General features: G+C 28.5%; 14 protein-coding genes and 2 pseudogenes. 2 read left to right on the top strand and 14 right to left on the bottom strand.

Going from position 1 to position 18,012, the window contains the following annotated elements; all coding sequences use genetic code 11:
• Nucleotides 1-48 precede the first annotated feature (48 nt).
• The 3 genes from ACY1IQ_RS14605 to ACY1IQ_RS14615 form a co-directional block, all read right to left on the bottom strand.
• Nucleotides 49-1,353: a Na+/H+ antiporter family protein gene (locus ACY1IQ_RS14605; RefSeq protein WP_461614643.1), complete on the bottom strand. Its 1,305-nt coding sequence runs from the start codon at nt 1,351-1,353 to the stop codon at nt 49-51.
• A 148-nt stretch (nt 1,354-1,501) separates the two neighbouring features.
• A complete protein-coding gene (locus ACY1IQ_RS14610) occupies nt 1,502-1,798 on the bottom strand; it encodes a CPBP family intramembrane glutamic endopeptidase (RefSeq protein ID WP_461614644.1) in 297 nt (98 codons plus the stop codon).
• Nucleotides 1,799-2,898: 1,100 nt separating this feature from the next.
• Nucleotides 2,899-3,819: a transposase gene (locus ACY1IQ_RS14615; protein ID WP_461614645.1), complete on the bottom strand. Its 921-nt coding sequence runs from the start codon at nt 3,817-3,819 to the stop codon at nt 2,899-2,901.
• A 205-nt stretch (nt 3,820-4,024) separates the two neighbouring features.
• Here ACY1IQ_RS14615 and ACY1IQ_RS14620 point away from each other — a divergent pair, with 205 nt between their 5' ends.
• Nucleotides 4,025-4,747, top strand: coding sequence for a lysophospholipid acyltransferase family protein (locus tag ACY1IQ_RS14620; RefSeq protein ID WP_461614646.1), 723 nt, complete (start codon nt 4,025-4,027; stop codon nt 4,745-4,747).
• A 115-nt stretch (nt 4,748-4,862) separates the two neighbouring features.
• On the opposite strand, the gene ACY1IQ_RS14625 is transcribed toward ACY1IQ_RS14620, so the two are convergent.
• From ACY1IQ_RS14625 to ACY1IQ_RS14675, 11 genes and pseudogenes are all read right to left on the bottom strand, one after another.
• Nucleotides 4,863-5,033, bottom strand: coding sequence for a hypothetical protein (locus ACY1IQ_RS14625; protein ID WP_461614647.1), 171 nt, complete (start codon nt 5,031-5,033; stop codon nt 4,863-4,865).
• Entirely contained in the window at nt 5,003-5,662 is a 660-nt protein-coding gene (locus ACY1IQ_RS14630) for an NUDIX hydrolase (protein WP_461614648.1), read from the bottom strand. Before ACY1IQ_RS14630 ends, ACY1IQ_RS14625 begins: the two co-directional genes overlap by 31 nt.
• A gap of 319 nt (nt 5,663-5,981) precedes the next feature.
• On the bottom strand, nt 5,982-6,677 hold the full coding sequence (locus ACY1IQ_RS14635; RefSeq protein WP_461614649.1) for a 4'-phosphopantetheinyl transferase family protein: 696 nt from the start codon (nt 6,675-6,677) through the stop codon (nt 5,982-5,984).
• Nucleotides 6,678-6,912: 235 nt separating this feature from the next.
• Complete coding sequence (locus ACY1IQ_RS14640; protein WP_461614650.1) at nt 6,913-7,128, bottom strand: heavy-metal-associated domain-containing protein; 216 nt, start codon at nt 7,126-7,128, stop codon at nt 6,913-6,915.
• 71 nt (nt 7,129-7,199) lie between these two features.
• Nucleotides 7,200-9,647: a heavy metal translocating P-type ATPase gene (locus ACY1IQ_RS14645; RefSeq protein WP_461614651.1), complete on the bottom strand. Its 2,448-nt coding sequence runs from the start codon at nt 9,645-9,647 to the stop codon at nt 7,200-7,202.
• A 34-nt stretch (nt 9,648-9,681) separates the two neighbouring features.
• Complete coding sequence (locus ACY1IQ_RS14650) at nt 9,682-9,948, bottom strand: metal-sensing transcriptional repressor (RefSeq protein WP_461614652.1); 267 nt, start codon at nt 9,946-9,948, stop codon at nt 9,682-9,684.
• Nucleotides 9,949-10,864: 916 nt separating this feature from the next.
• Nucleotides 10,865-11,227, bottom strand: coding sequence for a hypothetical protein (locus ACY1IQ_RS14655; RefSeq protein WP_461614653.1), 363 nt, complete (start codon nt 11,225-11,227; stop codon nt 10,865-10,867).
• Nucleotides 11,215-11,890: pseudogene (locus ACY1IQ_RS14660) on the bottom strand (class D sortase). Before ACY1IQ_RS14660 ends, ACY1IQ_RS14655 begins: the two are co-directional and overlap by 13 nt.
• Nucleotides 11,859-14,532 (bottom strand): annotated as a pseudogene (locus ACY1IQ_RS14665) (CehA/McbA family metallohydrolase). The pseudogenes ACY1IQ_RS14660 and ACY1IQ_RS14665 overlap by 32 nt, the downstream one beginning before the upstream one ends.
• A 697-nt stretch (nt 14,533-15,229) precedes the next feature.
• Nucleotides 15,230-16,582 (bottom strand): 23S rRNA (uracil(1939)-C(5))-methyltransferase RlmD, encoded by a 1,353-nt coding sequence (gene rlmD, locus ACY1IQ_RS14670; RefSeq protein ID WP_461614654.1) that lies wholly within the window; start codon nt 16,580-16,582, stop codon nt 15,230-15,232.
• A gap of 121 nt (nt 16,583-16,703) precedes the next feature.
• Nucleotides 16,704-17,021 carry an RDD family protein gene (locus ACY1IQ_RS14675; RefSeq protein WP_461614655.1) on the bottom strand — a complete coding sequence of 106 codons (318 nt, stop codon included), beginning with the start codon at nt 17,019-17,021 and terminating at the stop codon, nt 16,704-16,706.
• Between the two features lie 218 nt (nt 17,022-17,239).
• Here ACY1IQ_RS14675 and ACY1IQ_RS14680 point away from each other — a divergent pair, with 218 nt between their 5' ends.
• Nucleotides 17,240-17,992, top strand: a complete 753-nt coding sequence (locus tag ACY1IQ_RS14680; RefSeq protein ID WP_461614656.1) for a sulfite exporter TauE/SafE family protein — start codon at nt 17,240-17,242, stop codon at nt 17,990-17,992.
• The last annotated feature ends 20 nt before the right edge of the window (nt 17,993-18,012 follow it).

Below are 18,012 nucleotides of genomic sequence, written 5' to 3' on the forward strand. Positions count from 1 at the left end.
CTGATAAATTTTCTATATTAAAGACATTTTTTGATTATATAAGTAAATTTACAATATCATTGCTGCTATAGTCCCAAAGATTAGTAGAGGTATATTATAATGTAAGAATGTAGGTACACAGGTATCCCAAATATGATCATGTTGACCGTCTACATTTAGCCCTGATGTCGGTCCAAGAGTACTATCTGATGCAGGTGAGCCAGCATCCCCTAGAGCACCTGCAACACCTATCAAAATAATTATAGCTGGTATACTAAATCCTAAACTTACTCCTAGTGGACAGTATATAGCTGCTATAATTGGAATAGTTCCAAAAGAACTTCCTATCCCCATAGTAACTAACAGACCAACTAAAAGCATCAATAATGCGCCTAATAATTTACTTCCTCCAACCATGCCTGCGACTGCTGCTACTAGCGCCTCAACTGCTCCAGTTTCCCTTAATACATTCCCGTATCCTGCAGCTACTAACATTACAAAACCTATGAATCCCATCATTCTAATGCCACCATCCATAAGATCATCAATTTCACTCCATTTAATTGCTCTAGTTATAAATAATACAATTAAAGCACATAATCCTCCTAATGGAAGTGATTCTGTAACAATTTGAACAACAAAAGCAGATATTGCTGCTAAAAGAGCAAACCAATGCTTAGAAGTCATTTTTATATCTTCTGTTTCTGGTACTAATTCTTGTATAGAAATATCTTTATATTCTCTTGGTTTTCTGTAAGAAATAAATACAGCTATTAATAGACCTAAAAACATTCCTAGTCCCGGAACCCACATAACTTTTGCAATCATGTTATTTGTAACATTTAGCCCATTTGATATCATTTGATCTCTTATAATATTATGGAATATAAGCCCAAATCCAATTGGCAAAGTTATATATGGTGCCTTTAGTCCAAAGGTTAAAGCACAAGCAACTCCTCTTCTATCAATCTTTAACTTATTCATTAACATTATCAATGAGGGAATTAAAATAGGAATAAATGCTATATGAACTGGTATTAAGTTTTGTGAGAAACAGCTTATAAAAGCTATTAATAAAACAAAAGCTATCTTTTTATCTTTAACTATATTAGCTATTTTCTTTGCTAGTATAGTTGCTAATCCTGTCTTATTTACCGCAACAGCTAAAGCTCCCAATAAAATATAACTCAAAGCTGTTTCTGAGTTTCCTCCCATTCCATTTATTAGGACCTCCATAGCCCCACCTACAGTCATTCCTGATGATAATCCTGCAACAATTGCAGAAATTAAAATAGCTATTATTACATTGAGCTTAAAAAGACATAGAACTATCATAACCATAACAGAAATAACTACTGGATTTAATAATATCATAATAAAAGCCCCCCTTTAATTCGTAAATATACTTACTATTTACTAAATTTTAATATTTGAATAATTAATGCAACTAATATAAAAAATACTAAATTAATCTTTTATGATAATTAATTTTCTTCTTCACAATTATATGCTTATAAATGCTCTATAAACTGAAAAATGAATTGATAATGCTGTGAGCAACCATACTATTTGCTATAGAGCGAGATTTACAAACAATTATTTCTAAAACAAAGGCAACAATAAATGTCCTTATAAAAACAAATATAGAATAACTACCTAAATAATAAATATGATCTAACATAAATAGTGAGGATTGAAATATTAAAATCCATGATTCTTTCCGCTGAAACTTTCGTAAATAACCCCAAATAAATCCTCTAAAAAGTGGCTCTTCACTAATTGCAGCATAGTTAAACTGAAACAAAGTTACTGGTAACAATTGAGAAATTTTTATATATCCTAATTTATCAACGGACTTGAATCCAGTTATTAAAAACTAAATACAATCCCTAATATAATAGAAATTATTAATTCAATAATTACTTTCTTTAAGCTTTTCTTTGGTAATGAGAATTTGTGATTAATTAATAATATTAATAAGAATATTGCCATAATTAAAGTTATACAATCAAGAAAATTATATTGTAGATTATATTGTATTTTTTAATAATTATTAGTAAAAAGGTAACTAAAAGCCTATTATAGGCATTATAGTAAATAATATCACTGAAAAAAATGTAAAATTAAATTGCGATAAATTTTTTCTTTCATCTATTATCAAAATAGAAGTTAATAAATAAGTACCGTTCGTAAAAATGCTATTCACTATACTAGTATCTAAAGATAATATTTCAAAAGTAACTGCAAATATAAAAGGAAATCTCAAAAATAACAGTAAAGTCATTAGGATTATTGGAATAAACTTATATGAAAGCCTATAATCGTTTATTTTAATTATAAGTCCTCCCTTATTTTCATTATTTAACCTAATAAAATCATCTAGTCAAACTATTATTACTAAATTACCTAATTAAATGCTTTTTATAATGTATTACATATATGTTTCCATAAATTAACTAAATATTCTGATTATTATTTTTGATTTTTTAAAACATGATTGCTTACAAAATAAAACTACAATTTTTCTATCCTTATGAAATTAAATTTAATATATTATTATATTAACATAAAATATAATGCTTAATATACCCCATATACAGAAAATCAACAAAAAGTTCATTTTTGTTAAACTCTTTATTTAAGGGACGGTTCATTTTATTCCTATAAAAATACCACAATTTACCTAAACATAATTCTAAATTGAATATAATTATGAATTGTTCTTTAAAAATGGCATAAAATACATCCATAAACTTAATATAATTATGAACCGTCCCTTAAAGATGATAATTTGGAAAGAATAATATATTTTAATGAGTTATTTCTATCTTATTGATTGAGATTTTTATTTTATTTTTAGCTTGTCCTATTACATATACATATATTCAACTAATGTATAAAAAATTTTATTTTAAACTATCATGCTATTTTCTGAGTATTTAAATCTATTAATTCATCTAGTATAGTTTTGTAAAATTTATCTTTAATTATCAATTCTACTCCATATTTACAAAGTATAGATACATTAGATTGTGTTATATTCTCTAGTGTTTTACATATCTCTTTTTGACTTTTACCACTAAACTGAGTTAAAAGCACTACATACATAGCCTTTGCTTTTCTACTTTCTCTCCTATGCTTTAATTTTAACTCTATATGTTCAATTCCTGTCTTCTCACAGACAAAATTGCTTATTTCCCTTTCTGAGCAATTTCTAAGTAAAATAACTTTTTCGCTTCTATATTCTGACTTATCATTTTCAAATTCCATTTCTTTAAGTTTTTCTTTTTCTACATTAAACATAGTTTTATAATAGTTCTCTCTTGCTCTTCTTTTTCTCCTACCAAAGAAACTCATTATATATTCTTCATTACAAAGATTAAATCTGTTTTTTTCTAGTCCTAGATACAATGATAGACTTGAATATGTGTACTCTTCTGGCTTTTCTTTATATTCTTTTATATCTACTGGATTTCTATGTATATATTTAGAAACTTCTATTAAGTATGCATCACTATTTATAGGTTTGCTTTTATATCTATCTCTAAATACTGGTCCTTTATGTTTCTTACACTTTCTAAGATATCCTCCATATCTTAAGTTAAATTTTTTCATCATTTTACTTAAGTCTCCGCCATTAATATCTATCAAAAAATGGGTATGAGTATCCATTAAACAATAAGCGTAAACTTTAAAATTTTCTTCAATCTGCAATTTTCTTAAGATTTGAAGCATTTTTTCTTTATCTTCATCATCATAAAACAAAGGTTTATCAGGAAAACTTCTAGTCATAACATGATATATTCCACTCTCACTTAATACTCTAGCTATTCTAGCCACCTTAAATCCTCCAATTACTATAGTTTTTTATAATTATTGACATTGTCCAAAACCCTAAACATGTTTTTCAATGATAACTTAGAAATTTAATATTTTAAATGAACCGTCCCTAATATAAAACCTACCATCTAATTTTCAATCTCTTTCACTATATGTAACTTTGTACTATAATAAAAATATATTAAATTAATTATGGAGGCTTATTATGCTAAGAACAATCGCTTGGTACACGCATTTTGCAACAAGTTTGCTTGGGAAAACTCCTCAAATGTATAAGGTGAAATCTTTAGAAAAGCAAGGTAAAATAGAAGATAAAATAGATTATGTTCACAAAGTTACATCTAAGTGGGCAATGTCTCATGTAAAGATGAGTGGTGCAAAGGTCACAGTAATTGGACAAGAAAACATACCTGAGCATATACCTGTAGTTTTTATGAGTAATCATCAAAGTAACTTTGACATTGCACTATTTATGAGTTATATTGATAAACCTAAAGGATATATTGCTAAAGTTGAGATGGAAAAAGTTCCCTTGATTCGTACATGGATGAAATACATGAACTGTGTATTTATGGATAGAAGTAATTTGAGAAAGTCAGCACAAGCAATCATAGAAGGTGTACAAATATTAAAAGGAGGGTATTCTCTTGTTATTTTCCCAGAAGGTACAAGAAGTAAAGGTGATATAATGAGAGAATTTAAAGCAGGAAGCTTTAAATTAGCTACTAAAGCAAAGGTACCAATTGTACCAGTTACAATTCAAGGATCATATAAACTAATGGAACAAAACGGTAATAGAATTAAACCTGCAGATGTTAAAATGATTATTCATCCAATGATAGAAACTGCAGAACTAACAAAAGAAGAACTGGATAATCTACCTGCTCAGGTAAAACAAATTATCGGGAGCAAATTGCCTAAATTATAAAAAAATCAAAATACACACTAATTTCTTAGAAATTTTTAGTGTGTATTTTGATTTTTAACATAAAAGATTATTTCAAAATATAAAATAAATCATGAACCATCTCTCTCATATTGCATTATCGAAGATTATCTTCATCAGAAAAATTTCGTACTTCGTTAATTCCCATCTCAACTAAGAATAATTCCTCTAGATAATCCATAGTTATGCCTTTATTATCAGCAAAAAAATTATTTAGACGCTCTCTATCATTTTTTACTAAAACAATAGAATCCAATTCTTGCTCCATATTTTGATTGTATAAATTTTCATTATGTTCATCAAATAATTTAATAATTTCTTTTGAAGACAATTTAGTTTTATTTTGAAACATATATTTATAAAAGATAAATTTTTTATTGTTATGAAATAACTTGAGTTTACACTTTCAACTTTAGATTTATCATCTAAATCTAATCCTATTTCTTCTTTAACTTCTCTTTTTATACATTCTATGGGCTGAAGTTCATTTTCTATAAAGTTCTCTTTACTAATAGCTCCCCCAATAAACTTAATGTTACCTGGTAAAGAAGTATCACTTGACATTTTTCCTAAAACATAATAATTATCATTTGTAATAAAAAGAGCACTAGTTGCAATGGATCTACATATATATTCTCCTTGAAAATCTTGTTTTACAGTATATAAATAGTGTGCATAATCAGTTTTTAAAATTCTAAAAATTAGACAATTGTCATTTTCAAATTTTATACTTGATATAGTATATAATTCTCCATTTGTATATTTTTTTCCGGAATTAATCAATTCATTCCAATTATTTTTAATTTCTCTATTCAAATAGTTAGGTAATTCAACATTTCTTTCCTCATAAATAAATTTATATTTTGGTGACATGCTATAAATTGAGTTACTAAGCATAATATAATCCCCTTTACATTCTTTAATAATTTATATTTGTCTAAATGTGTAAATTATCTTTTTTAAATTTATACACCTAATATATTCATTATCTTTAAGTTTCTCAATTATCATATCATCAAGATAATTGATTTATCCTAGGCATCTATTCTAAATTACTTAGTATTATAATTATATCTTATTCGTTAATTGCTAACGCTAGATAAAACCTTAATAAATTTACTGCTAGCTTATATTTTTTAGAGAAGGATTCATCTCAACTTTTATAAGATATTAAAATATAATTTGTAAAATAAATTATGAACCGTCCCTTACAATTTTAAATACCTTTAAAATAACTATCAATTAAACATTTTTGATTTATTGTTATTATGTTATTGGGAATTTCTTTGTTTAATGAACATACTGCCATTTTATATTCTGATTCAATATTAAATTTTCTAAAATTACATTTCTTTAGTTCATTTTTTGTAATCAGCTCAATATTTTCGTATTCATCTATATTAATAGAAAATGATTTTAAAGGTATTGTTAAGCCTCTTCCATCTGCTTTAATATAACTTTCTTTCAAGGTCCATATTTCATAAAATTTATCTAGTTGAGTTTGTAAATCTCCTTTTAATATAAAATTATATTCATCTTTAGAAAAGAAACTTTGAGCTATCCCCTTATAATCAATAGATTCTATTTTTTCAATATCAATTCCTATAGGCTTATCATCAACAGCACATACTACAAAATCACCTGAATGAGAAAAGTTAAAATTAAAATCCGAATAGCCTTTTAAATATGGTTTTCCCTGTTCATTTTTTTCAAATATTATATCTTTATTGTTTATATTTAAGTTTTCAAAAATTATATTTCTAATTAAAATCTCTGAAATTAAAGATCTAATTTTATCTTTTTTATTTATAAACTTATTTATCTTATATTTTTTCTCTACATCAATGTATCTAGTTAAATTATTTAATTCTGATTCACTAATATCTAAAATTTTCGCTACATAAATTTTCATAAAACTCTCTCACCTACATCTTTATTATTCATAATTACTATTATACACAGATTTTATGTAATATTTTGTAATATATTGTTTTTTACATATTTTATATTTATAAGGTGTTTTATGTATAATAAAAAAAGATGATTCCTGCACAATACAGAAATCATCTTCTTAATTCAACATAGCCTTTTTTAAGCGTTTTATAGGGTATATTTTAAAATTTAATTATCAAATCTCTTCTATTTACTTATAATGTTTCTATTCCAATTACGTTATACTTTTCAGTATTAATGGCATTTTTTATAGCTTCATCACTTACATCAGCCACTGTGTCAAGTAGAACATATTTATCTGATAGATTTATATCCACATTAGTTACGCCCTCTACATTAGTTACTGCTTTTTTTACATGTTTAGCACAATTTTCACACTTCATACCTTCAACTAATATTTTCTTTTTCATTTTATTTTTCCCCTTTCAAATGTGATTTTTTATTTAATCTATTATGGTATTTATAAATTATTTTTAACTTATTATTTAACTGGCTTAAATCTTTTTAGTCTTAAAGCATTCATTAATACTGATACAGAACTAAGACTCATTGCTGCTCCTGCTATCATAGGATTTAATAGTGGTCCTCCAAAGATATGAAGAACTCCCATAGCTATTGGTATTCCCAATGTATTATATCCAAATGCCCAGAATAGATTTTCTTTAATATTTTTAATAGTATTTTTACTTAACTGTATAGCTGTAGGAACATCCATTAAATCACTTCTCATAAGAACTATATCTGCAGATTCCATAGCAACGTCTGTTCCTGAACCTATAGCTATACCAATGTCTGCTTGTGCTAATGCTGGAGCATCGTTTATACCATCACCAACCATTGCAACTTTTTTACCTTCAGCTTGAAGTTTTTTAACTTCATTTGCCTTATCTTGTGGTAGAACTTCTGCTAGAATTCTATCTATTCCAACTTGTTTAGCTATAGCTTCAGCAGTTCTTTTATTATCACCAGTTATCATTGCTACTTCAATTCCCATTTCATGAAGCTTTTCTATTGCCTTTTTACTGTTTTCCTTAACAGTATCAGCAACAGCAATGATTCCAGCCATCTTATTGTTTATAGCTATATACATTGGAGTTTTTCCTTCTCCTGCTAATTTATTAGAAGTTGCTTCTAGATTTTCTAATGATATCTTGCTTTCCACCATAAGTTTTCTGTTTCCAAGTAAGATATCTTTGCCATCTATTTTAACTTCAATTCCATGACCTGGGATAGCTTTAAAGAAATCAAGCTTCTTAAACTCTAATCCTTTTTCTTCAGCGCCTTTTACAATTGCTTCACCAAGTGGATGTTCTGATCCTTTTTCTGCTGATGCAGCTAATTGCAATAAATCATTTTCTGTTATACCATTTGTAACAACTACATCTGTAACCTTTGGTTTACCTTCTGTAATAGTACCTGTTTTATCAAATACTATTGTCTTTATTTTGTGAGCAGTTTCTAGTGCAGCACCACTCTTTATTAAAACACCATGTTCAGCACCTTTACCTGTACCAACCATAATAGCTGTTGGTGTTGCTAGACCTAGAGCACAAGGACAAGCAATAACTAGTACAGATATAAATATTGTAAGTGAGAATATTTCTGATTCTCCACCAATGAAGTACCATGCTAAACCTGAAATAACTGCTAAGGTAATAACTATTGGAACAAAGTACCCTGAAATAATATCTGCAAGTTTTGCAATTGGAGCTTTAGATCCCTGAGCATCTTCTACAAGCTTTATAATTTGTGCTAAAGCTGTATCTTTGCCAACTTTAGTAGCCTTATATTTTATAGTACCGTTTTTATTTATACTTGCACCAATAATCTTATCGCCAACATTCTTTTCTACTGGAATACTTTCCCCTGTTAGCATTGACTCATCTACAGAAGTAGTACCCTCTACAACTTCTCCATCTACTGGCATCTTTTCTCCTGGTTTAACTACTATTACATCGCCTACTTCTACTTCTTCAATAGTAATTTCTACTTCTTTTCCGTTTCTTATGACTATAGCTGTTTTAGGGGCAAGTCCCATTAACTTCTTTATAGCTTCGGAAGTCTTTCCCTTAGAAACTGCCTCTAAATATTTACCAAGTGTTATTAAAGCAATGATTACAGCTGCTGACTCAAAATATAAATCATGAGCATACTCATGGTGTCCACCAAAAATTTTAACTGTAGCAAACACACCATAAAGGAATGCTGCAGATGTACCTATTGCAATAAGAGAATCCATATTGGGGCTTCTTTTAAACAATGCCTTAAATCCAACCGTATAGAATCTATTTCCAGCAATTATTACAGGTAATGTAAGTAATAATTGAGTTAAAGCAAATGCTATTGAATTAATATTGGGATTAATGAAGTCTGGAAGAGGAAGCCCTACCATATGCCCCATAGATACATATAGTAATGGTACTGTAAATATTGTAGATATAATGAACTTTCTCCATAAAAGTTTCATTTCTTTTTCTTTTCTTTCTTTATCTATATCTACCGTAGTTTCTTCTTCTCTTGCTTTATAACCTGCTTTTTCTATTGCTTTCTTTATATCTGAAACCTTTATCTTTGAAGGCTCATAGCTTATGCTTAACTTCTCAGTTGCATAATTAACATTTGCTTCTGTAACTCCATTAAGCTTTTTAGTTGCCCTTTCTACTGCTTTTGCACAGGATGCACAGGTCATTCCTTCTATCTTTAAGATTTTATTTGTGGAATCAGTAATAGCCTTATATCCTGCTTTCTTAACAGTTTCTTGAATATCTGCTACAGAAATCTTTGTTTCATCAAAACTTATATTTAATTTTTCTGTAGCAAAGTTAACATTTGATTCTGTTACACCTTTTAGCTTTTTAGTAGCTCTTTCTACAGCCTTTGCACAAGATGCACAGGTCATGCCTTCTATTTTTAATACTTTATTTGCCATATTTTTTTCCTCCTTAATTTAATAATAAAGTATTTTATTTACCAATTACTTTTGATAAAAGCTCTATAATTTCATCTATTTTCTCACCTGCATTATCGTGCTGAAAAGCTTCCATAACACAGTGGTCCATATGCTGTCTTAAAATCATCAAATTAGCTTTTTTTAAAAGTGATTGTGCAGCGATTATTTGATTTGACACATCTACACAATATCGCTCTTCCTCTATCATTTTAATAGTAGCTTCAATTTGACCTCTAGATATTTTTAGAGCCTTTACCGCTTCTTCTTTTTCTTTGTTCACCTTTTCACCTCCATACCCCCACCGGGTGTGGGTGTACTTTTATAATATTCCTAATAACTAAATCTGTCAACACTTTTTTATAAAAATTTTCATCGAGTTTTTATTTATATTAGTTATTAAGCAGAATCAAATTACATTTTATCGACTGATATTTATATCAAATTTTTAGATATATTAACTAGCAAAGCCATTATTATCTGCATAATAGATATAGTCATATCTACAAACCCCTCTAGGCATAAATAACAATAAGCATTTTTTCTTTTACTATTATGGTTTTATATAAATTTAAAATTGCTAAAGCTAACATTCGCTTTATTAATAGGAAATACATAATTGTTGAAAAATAAATGCTAAATAAAATGCCACTAACTAAGATAAAAAGCTTGATTAATAACCTTTTCTTTTTTAATTTCATAAAATAACTCTCATTATGATTAATTTTACGCATAAAAATAAGACCTACCATTGGTAAGCCTTTTTGCTAACCTTAAATATTGATTGTCATATATAGAAAATTATATATATCTACTGCATCTTTGCTAGAAATAGTATTTATTTTATATTATATAATGCTTATAATAACCCTTAAATCTACATTTTTATATATTAACATTTTTTTCTGCTACTAATGTAAATGCCTTGGAAATACCTTTGTCATAACCATCAGAAGACAAGTTTGGCTATTCATTTATGTCAATACATACTTTTTTCTTATTATTTAAATTATAGCTTTTCATATTTTCTATACTATATTAAGTTAGTAATTTCTTTTTTCATCATTTGAAATTCTCCTTCTAAATTTTAAACCTACTCCTCTTAGGTTACTTATTTTATTATACCTAAAAGAGGGTCCATTTTAATTCTTCCAAAAGGATAAGAATTAAAATGAACCGTCCCTTAAATACAATATCTTCTACTCTAAATTCAAAATATTTTTTGGAAATATTACACCATCTGATAATCTACTTATAATATTATGAGCAGTTTCATCAATATATGTTAATATTTCTTCATATGAAATATATATGGGTTCTGAAGCTTCATGTTTTTGATTTAGATTTTTTTCTAATACCCAATTTATGCCTAACGTTATTTCCTTATCCGCAATGTATCCATTGATGCAATGAGGTTCAACATTTTTTAATAAATTGAATATATCTTTCATTTCACTATTATCTTTTACAAACTTAAAATCATGACTATCTAAATCATATACGATCTTATCTCGAAATAATATATCAGTTGGCTCTATACGCAAAGTTTTCATTTTTGCCACAAAATTCCATAAAAAAAGCAGCATCCTAAGATGCTGCTTTTTTTATTCTTCACTAAGTTTGCGAAAACTATATAACACTCTGGAGCATCTCCAATAAAATAAAATGGATAACAAGTGGTCATAGTAAGTTTCGCATTATCTGCCGGCACAATTACCGTTTTATCATCTTTCTTGACTATTCGAGTTTCACTCACCTCATAAATAAATATTCCAGCTGACGTTTGCACAATCAATGAATCTCCTATTTTGAGTTCACCCATTTGGCTAAATACAGTATCTCGATGTGCTGAAAGAACACAGTTGTCTTCTTCGCCAGGTAGTGCACTTTCAAGAAAGTGGCCTATACCTTTTTTAACTCCTTATCACCAATTCCCTGTATAATGGGAAATTTTCGCTTTAGAGTTGGCATTGTAAGAGTTCCAAAGTTATCTCCATTCTCAGGCTTATAAATAACTGTACTTTTATCGTAAAAGTCTAACTCAGATGAATACTCTATATTATCAGTCCTCCATCATAAGAATTTTTTGGCTATGACCATATATTAATTAATGACCAAGAAATACATCCTAAGCCTAGGACTATAATTCCTAGACTTAAGACTTTTACTAATGATAACTTTTTAAAGGATAACTTAAATTTGCTCATGACGCTTTTTAAATACAAATACACCTGCACCTAGTAATGATATTATAGAACCTGCTAGTAATATTCCGCATGTATTTGTAGCAGTATTGAAAAGTCCCCTTTTCCAACTATAGTCACTTTTATCTCTTTATTTGACCCTGTTTTTTCTGCTGGCCTTGGTTTTTCTGCTGATCCTGTTTTTTCTGCTGGCCTTGGTTTTTCTTTTGACCCTGATTTTCATTTGACTCTGGTTTTTTAGTATCATCCGCAATCTCTACCCAAATAGGATTTGTAACTGCATAGTGACCTTTTCCATCAGTTGCAACAAAACTATACCATGTATTTTTTGTTGGTTTTACATCTAGTTTATAGTTAACAGCATCTTGTGTATTATCAAAATCTTTTGATGCAATAATCTTACCTTCGCTGTAAACATCAATATGATTTAATCCATTAACAGCTTGGATTTCTGTATTTAGTGTGTATTTTTTACCTGCTTTGACTTTTTGTGTTGTACCAAACATTGTGTTTGCTTTTGGTGTAAATATAGGTCCCATTGTTACATAACTATGACCATCTTTTATTGTTTGAAGATACTTTTCAGTTGTATTTTCCCCTTCAATATAAGCATATAATCTGATAATTCCTGGGTATAATCCTGAAGTTACATCGTGTTGGTCTGAACCTGCACTTAAGTATTTTTTAATACCTTTATTCCAATATCCCATTGCAGAATCTAATGCTCTTTTATCCATGTTAGTACTATCAGTTAAATCAATTGTAGATTGTAATTCAAGTAAATCGAAATCTTCAGTACCTTCATCATATCCACCTTTAACGCTATCTCTATTATAGAAGAAACCATATTCTGTATATGGATGATTAACAACTACAAGAGCACCCATATCATGTCCAGCTTTAATTATTTCTGCTGGAGTTAAATCTGGGGAAATCGGATCCTTTGTATAATCAGCACCTAAAATACCCCAATGACCCCAACCTGGAGAAACTTCAATACTTGGAATAAATCGTCTGTTACCTTCTTTGGCTAATTCAGCCATAAGAGGATCATTTACTACTGCATCATGATCAGAAACAAGGTTATAATTTAAACCTGCTGCAACTTGAGCTTTATATAGTTCTTTAACTGGTGTTGCACCATCACCAAAATCTGCATGTTGATGGTTGTCCATACTATACCAATTTCTTGAATTTGTTTTTATTAATGTAGGAAGTACAACTTCTTCATTAAGCGTTTCACCCGGCTTTATTGTTTTTGTTATTGTAGCTGGAAGTGATTCATAATCACTGGCACGTGTAATTGTAAAGGTTACAGGATTCTCAGGAGCTGATACCTCAAATTTAGCTTCATGTGTTTTTGGATCTGTAAAGAATACATTTCCCCCAAGTGTTTTAAATGTTGATGTAATTCCTGATACAGTTACCTTGAAATCAACTGGATTTCCATTTTCATCAACAGCTTTAAGAGAAGCTTGAGCTCCATCTTTAACCATAAAATCTAAGGTTGAATTTTCTGTTAGGTTTAACTTCTTAATATCTGACGGTGTATATCCCTTAGCTTCAACATGAACCTCATATTCATCTTTTGGTAAATCAAATTCAAAATGACCATTTTCATCTGTTATTTTCCAAGCAAATGGCTGCATAATATCTTTTTTAAGTTGTTCTTTACCATGAGATTTTACAGTTTCCTTATAAGAACCTTTTTTACTAATTACTACAAATGCATCTTTTACAGAATTTCCTTTCGAATCCTTAACTACACCGTTTACATTCGCTGATTGAATTGTTGGATCTTTTTCTATGAAGCGTTCAATAATAGGTGTTGTTTCACCTTTATCTGAGACTAAAATTTCACCTGTATAAATACAGCTCTTTCCTGGTTCAATTGTATTATTTGCATAGACATCCTTATATCCACTTGACCCTTTATATGTATTTGCCCCATCTAATTGAACGGAAACAGCATAATTTTTATCATAAGTTACAACGTAATTTCCAAATCTTTCATTAACATCTTTATCAGCACCAATTCCGATACCAGTTATTTTTTTGTCCGGATAATATCCAAAAGGTCCAAAAGTGCTAGCAGCTAAAGTACTAATTGAATATCCTCCATACATGTTTTCATAAACATCATTTCCTTTTGGATTTTCAACAATTGTTTTTAAACCAATGTAATTTTTATCATCTTCTAATGTATACTCAATTGTGACATTTAAAGGTAATTTATGTCCTGCCGTCCAATATCTTGTTTTAGCAGTAACAACAACCTTATTCTCTTCTATTTTGTATGTAATATTTTCCTTTGGATTTTTTTGTAGATTTTCACCATTAAATGCTCCTGTAGATGTCCAGTAATTGTTTAGAAATTCAATATCATTTACTAAATCAACACCAAATTTGCCATCTTTCATAATAGCAACATCAAGGATACTTCCATTTGTCATGTTCCAGTAGTTATTTGTTCCTACTGCAAAAGATGCAGCAATTTTATCATTGTATATTGTAAAATCGTCTGCGTGAATAGCCATACCTTGATTAATAGGTGTAGCACCCTTAACAACTCCAACATCTGCCTTGACAGGCCTTGTTAATAACATTGAACACAATGCATAAGCACCCAATAACAACGATAATTTTAATTTCTTAGATTTCATAACTATGTCCCCCTTAATTCGGCTAATAAAAAATTTTATATTAATTAAAAAATTAATAATCAAAGTTAATTTGTTTCTATTTCATACTTGAGTTAATAAAAAACATATAAATTATATTAATTAATTGATAGGTAAAAAATACAATATAACCTATATTAATTCCTTTTATTGAAAATTATAGCACAATTCCAATAAAATCAAAGTTTTTTTATATTTTAAATTTTTAACTCATTAAATTAAATTGTAAATTAATATTAATAAAAAAATCCATTCAATATAATATATCGTAAAATATGGCTGAATAGTTAAGCCTAAATTATTTAGTATGTCAAAAAGCCCTAATCACTATTTATATAGCAATTAGGACTTTATACCTTACTTATTTCTTGTTTTAACATTTCAATGAACTCCTCTGAATAGAATTATTTCTTTTTCTGTTCAATTAATTCTGCTCTTCAAAAGTCTCGCTATCTTCATTTCTATATTTCTTCTCTGACTCAAGAGGTTTCCTCCTGTTTTTTCTCTTCTTTTTTTCAAGCTTAATTATTCATAATCGATGAATTCAAACTCTTTTCTTCTTCCTTTTCCCAATCTTTTTATATTCTTTTTTGAATAAGCAAAAAGCTCACAGGCATAGCCTGTGAGCTCTAAAATCAAATCTTTTTTATAAAAACAGAGGTTTATTATTTAGTTATAATTACTTGCTCAGCTTCACAACAGCCTCACAATGCGGCGTATGTGGGAACATATCTTTCAACTTAACTTTTTCCACTTTATATCCATTTGCTGTTAGCACTTGTAGATCTGTTGCTAAAGTTTTTGGGTTACAGGATACATATATTATTTCCTTTGCATTAAACTTTATTACATAGTCTAGTGCTACTGGGTGTACTCCTGCTCTTGGTGGGTCTAGAATTATTATGTCTGGTTTTGCAGTTATATTTTGTATTACTTTTGCTACGTCTCCAGCTATAAATTCACAGTTGTTTAAATTATTTAATTTAGCATTTTCTTTTGCTGCTTCCACTGCTTCTTCTATCAGCTCTATACCTATTACCTTTTTAGCATTTGGAGCTACAATTTGCCCTATAGTACCAGTTCCACAGTATAAATCAAATACTACTTTTGAGTCTGAATCTCCTAAGAAATCTCTTACTATACTATAAAGTCTTTCAGCACCTTTTGTATTAGTTTGGAAAAAGGCAAATGGATTTATTTTAAAGTTTAATCCTAATAAATTTTCTATTATATATGGTCTTCCATAAAGTATTTCCACTTTATCTGCTTGAACTACATCGGATAAAGAATCATTTAATGTATGTATTATTCCTGTGATTTTTCCTGTGAGTTTTAAAGATTTCAACTCTTCTATGTAAGGTGTAAAATCATATTCTCTCTGAGTTGTAGTTACTATATTTACAAGAATTTCCTCTGTATTTATTGCCTTTCTTATCACTAGGTTTCTTAGATATCCCTCATGCTTTAAGACTTTATAATATGGAAGATCTGTTTTCTTAAAGTGTTCTAGAGTTGTATATAATATAGCTCTAAAGTCTTCATCTACAATTTTACATCTATCTACTGTTATTATACTAAAATTTTGATTTTTAACATGCATTCCTAAAGTAAGTTCTCCGCCTTTTTCCATATCTCCAAAGGTAAACTCCATCTTATTTCTATACTCTAGTTCCTTTGGACTCCCTTCAATCCCTAGAAATTCATATTCAGTTATACCTGCATTATCTAAAAGCTTTAATATCTGTTCACTTTTAAGTTCTAGTTGTTTTTCATAAGATAAAAATGCATGGCTACATCCACCACATTGATTAGATATTTCACAATGAGGAGTTATTTTATAATCTACATCCTCTAAAACTTCTATTAGTTTAGCTTCTACTCCATTAGAGTTTTTCTTAGTAACTTTTGCTCTTACCTTTTGTCCTGGTAATGTATTTTTTATAGCTACTTTCTCTCCTTCATGAAAGGCAACGCCCTTACCTGGAAATTCTGTAGTTTCTATTAAAAATTCATATTCTTTTCTTTTTCTCACTAGTATCTTCTCCTATTCTTTAATACATAACTTAAGAAATTAGGAATTATCAATGGACACTTTAAAAATTAGTTTTGCTAAAGCTGATTTCTTCTTGAATTCTCTTATAATTTATTAATAATTACTCTTCATTATCAACGATTGATTGTAAATTATTGTTCTCTTCTTCACTTTTTACTAATTTTAACTTTGAAGCTTTTTGTCCAAAAGTCATTCCATCCTTTTTTAATGTCATTACAACATTATATATTATATATGTAATTAAGTATAATACCAATATAGTTTGAATTTTTTCCGCAATAAAATACCCAAATATTCTTAGTATAAAGTCTAATATAACAGTACTGAAAGCTGAAATTCCTAACATAACTAATAAATCTATTATTGTAGTTTTGAATATTTCTTTAAAGCTTATTATATGTTCATTATTATTGCTCATTTTATCTCTCCTTATAAATATTAATAAATTCAAATGATAATCTTTATTTAATTATAATTTTAACTTCTTTATGTATAATACTAATGTGAAAAATATTTATTTTAGACATATGCAAGAAAATAACTAGCTAATATGATAGTATTTTAGAAATCCCCTTCTAAATATCATAGATACCCTTTATAATATTACATGGATTATATATTGTTAGGGGTGTTAATATGTTAGCTAAATTAATTTTTTTATCTATTGCTTGTTTTGCCGCTGCCTTTATTGATGCTATAGCAGGTGGTGGAGGACTTATAAGTCTGCCAGCCTACTTAATGGCAGGAGTATCTCCACATCTTAGCCTTGGAACTAATAAATTTGCTTCTACTACCGGTTCTTTTACTAGTGCTTATAAGTTCGGGAAATCTGGTTTTATTAACTTTAAGCTATTAAAGTTCCTTGTACCATTTACTTTAATAGGTTCTGTATTAGGCGTTAAAACCGTATTATTAATTGATCAAGAATTCCTTTATCCCTTAGTATTAGCTTTAGTTTTAGGCATAGGAATATACACATTGTTTTCAAAAAATATAGGTAGTGAAGATAATTTTTCTGGTCTTACAAAGAAAAATATAATAATTGGTATATGCTTTGCATTTTTACTTGGTTTTTATGATGGATTTTTCGGTCCAGGTACAGGTTCTTTTTTAGTATTTGGATTAATAAAAATTTATAAATTTGATTTTTTACATGCTTCTGCTAATAGCAAATGTTTAAACTTTGCAAGTAATATCTCCGCACTAATTACTTTCGCTATAAGTAACTCTATTGATTATAAGATTGGATCAGTAGTAGCAATATTTATGATATTGGGTGCACAAGCAGGTACAAAACTTGCCATTAATAAAGGCTCTAAAATAATAAAGCCTATATTTGTAACCATGTCTTTAGCTGTTGCAATAAAAATGCTCTTTAGTTTACTGTAAACAAAAACTATGACAATTTC

The sequence above is a fragment of the Clostridium sp. Marseille-QA1073 genome (assembly GCF_054863625.1).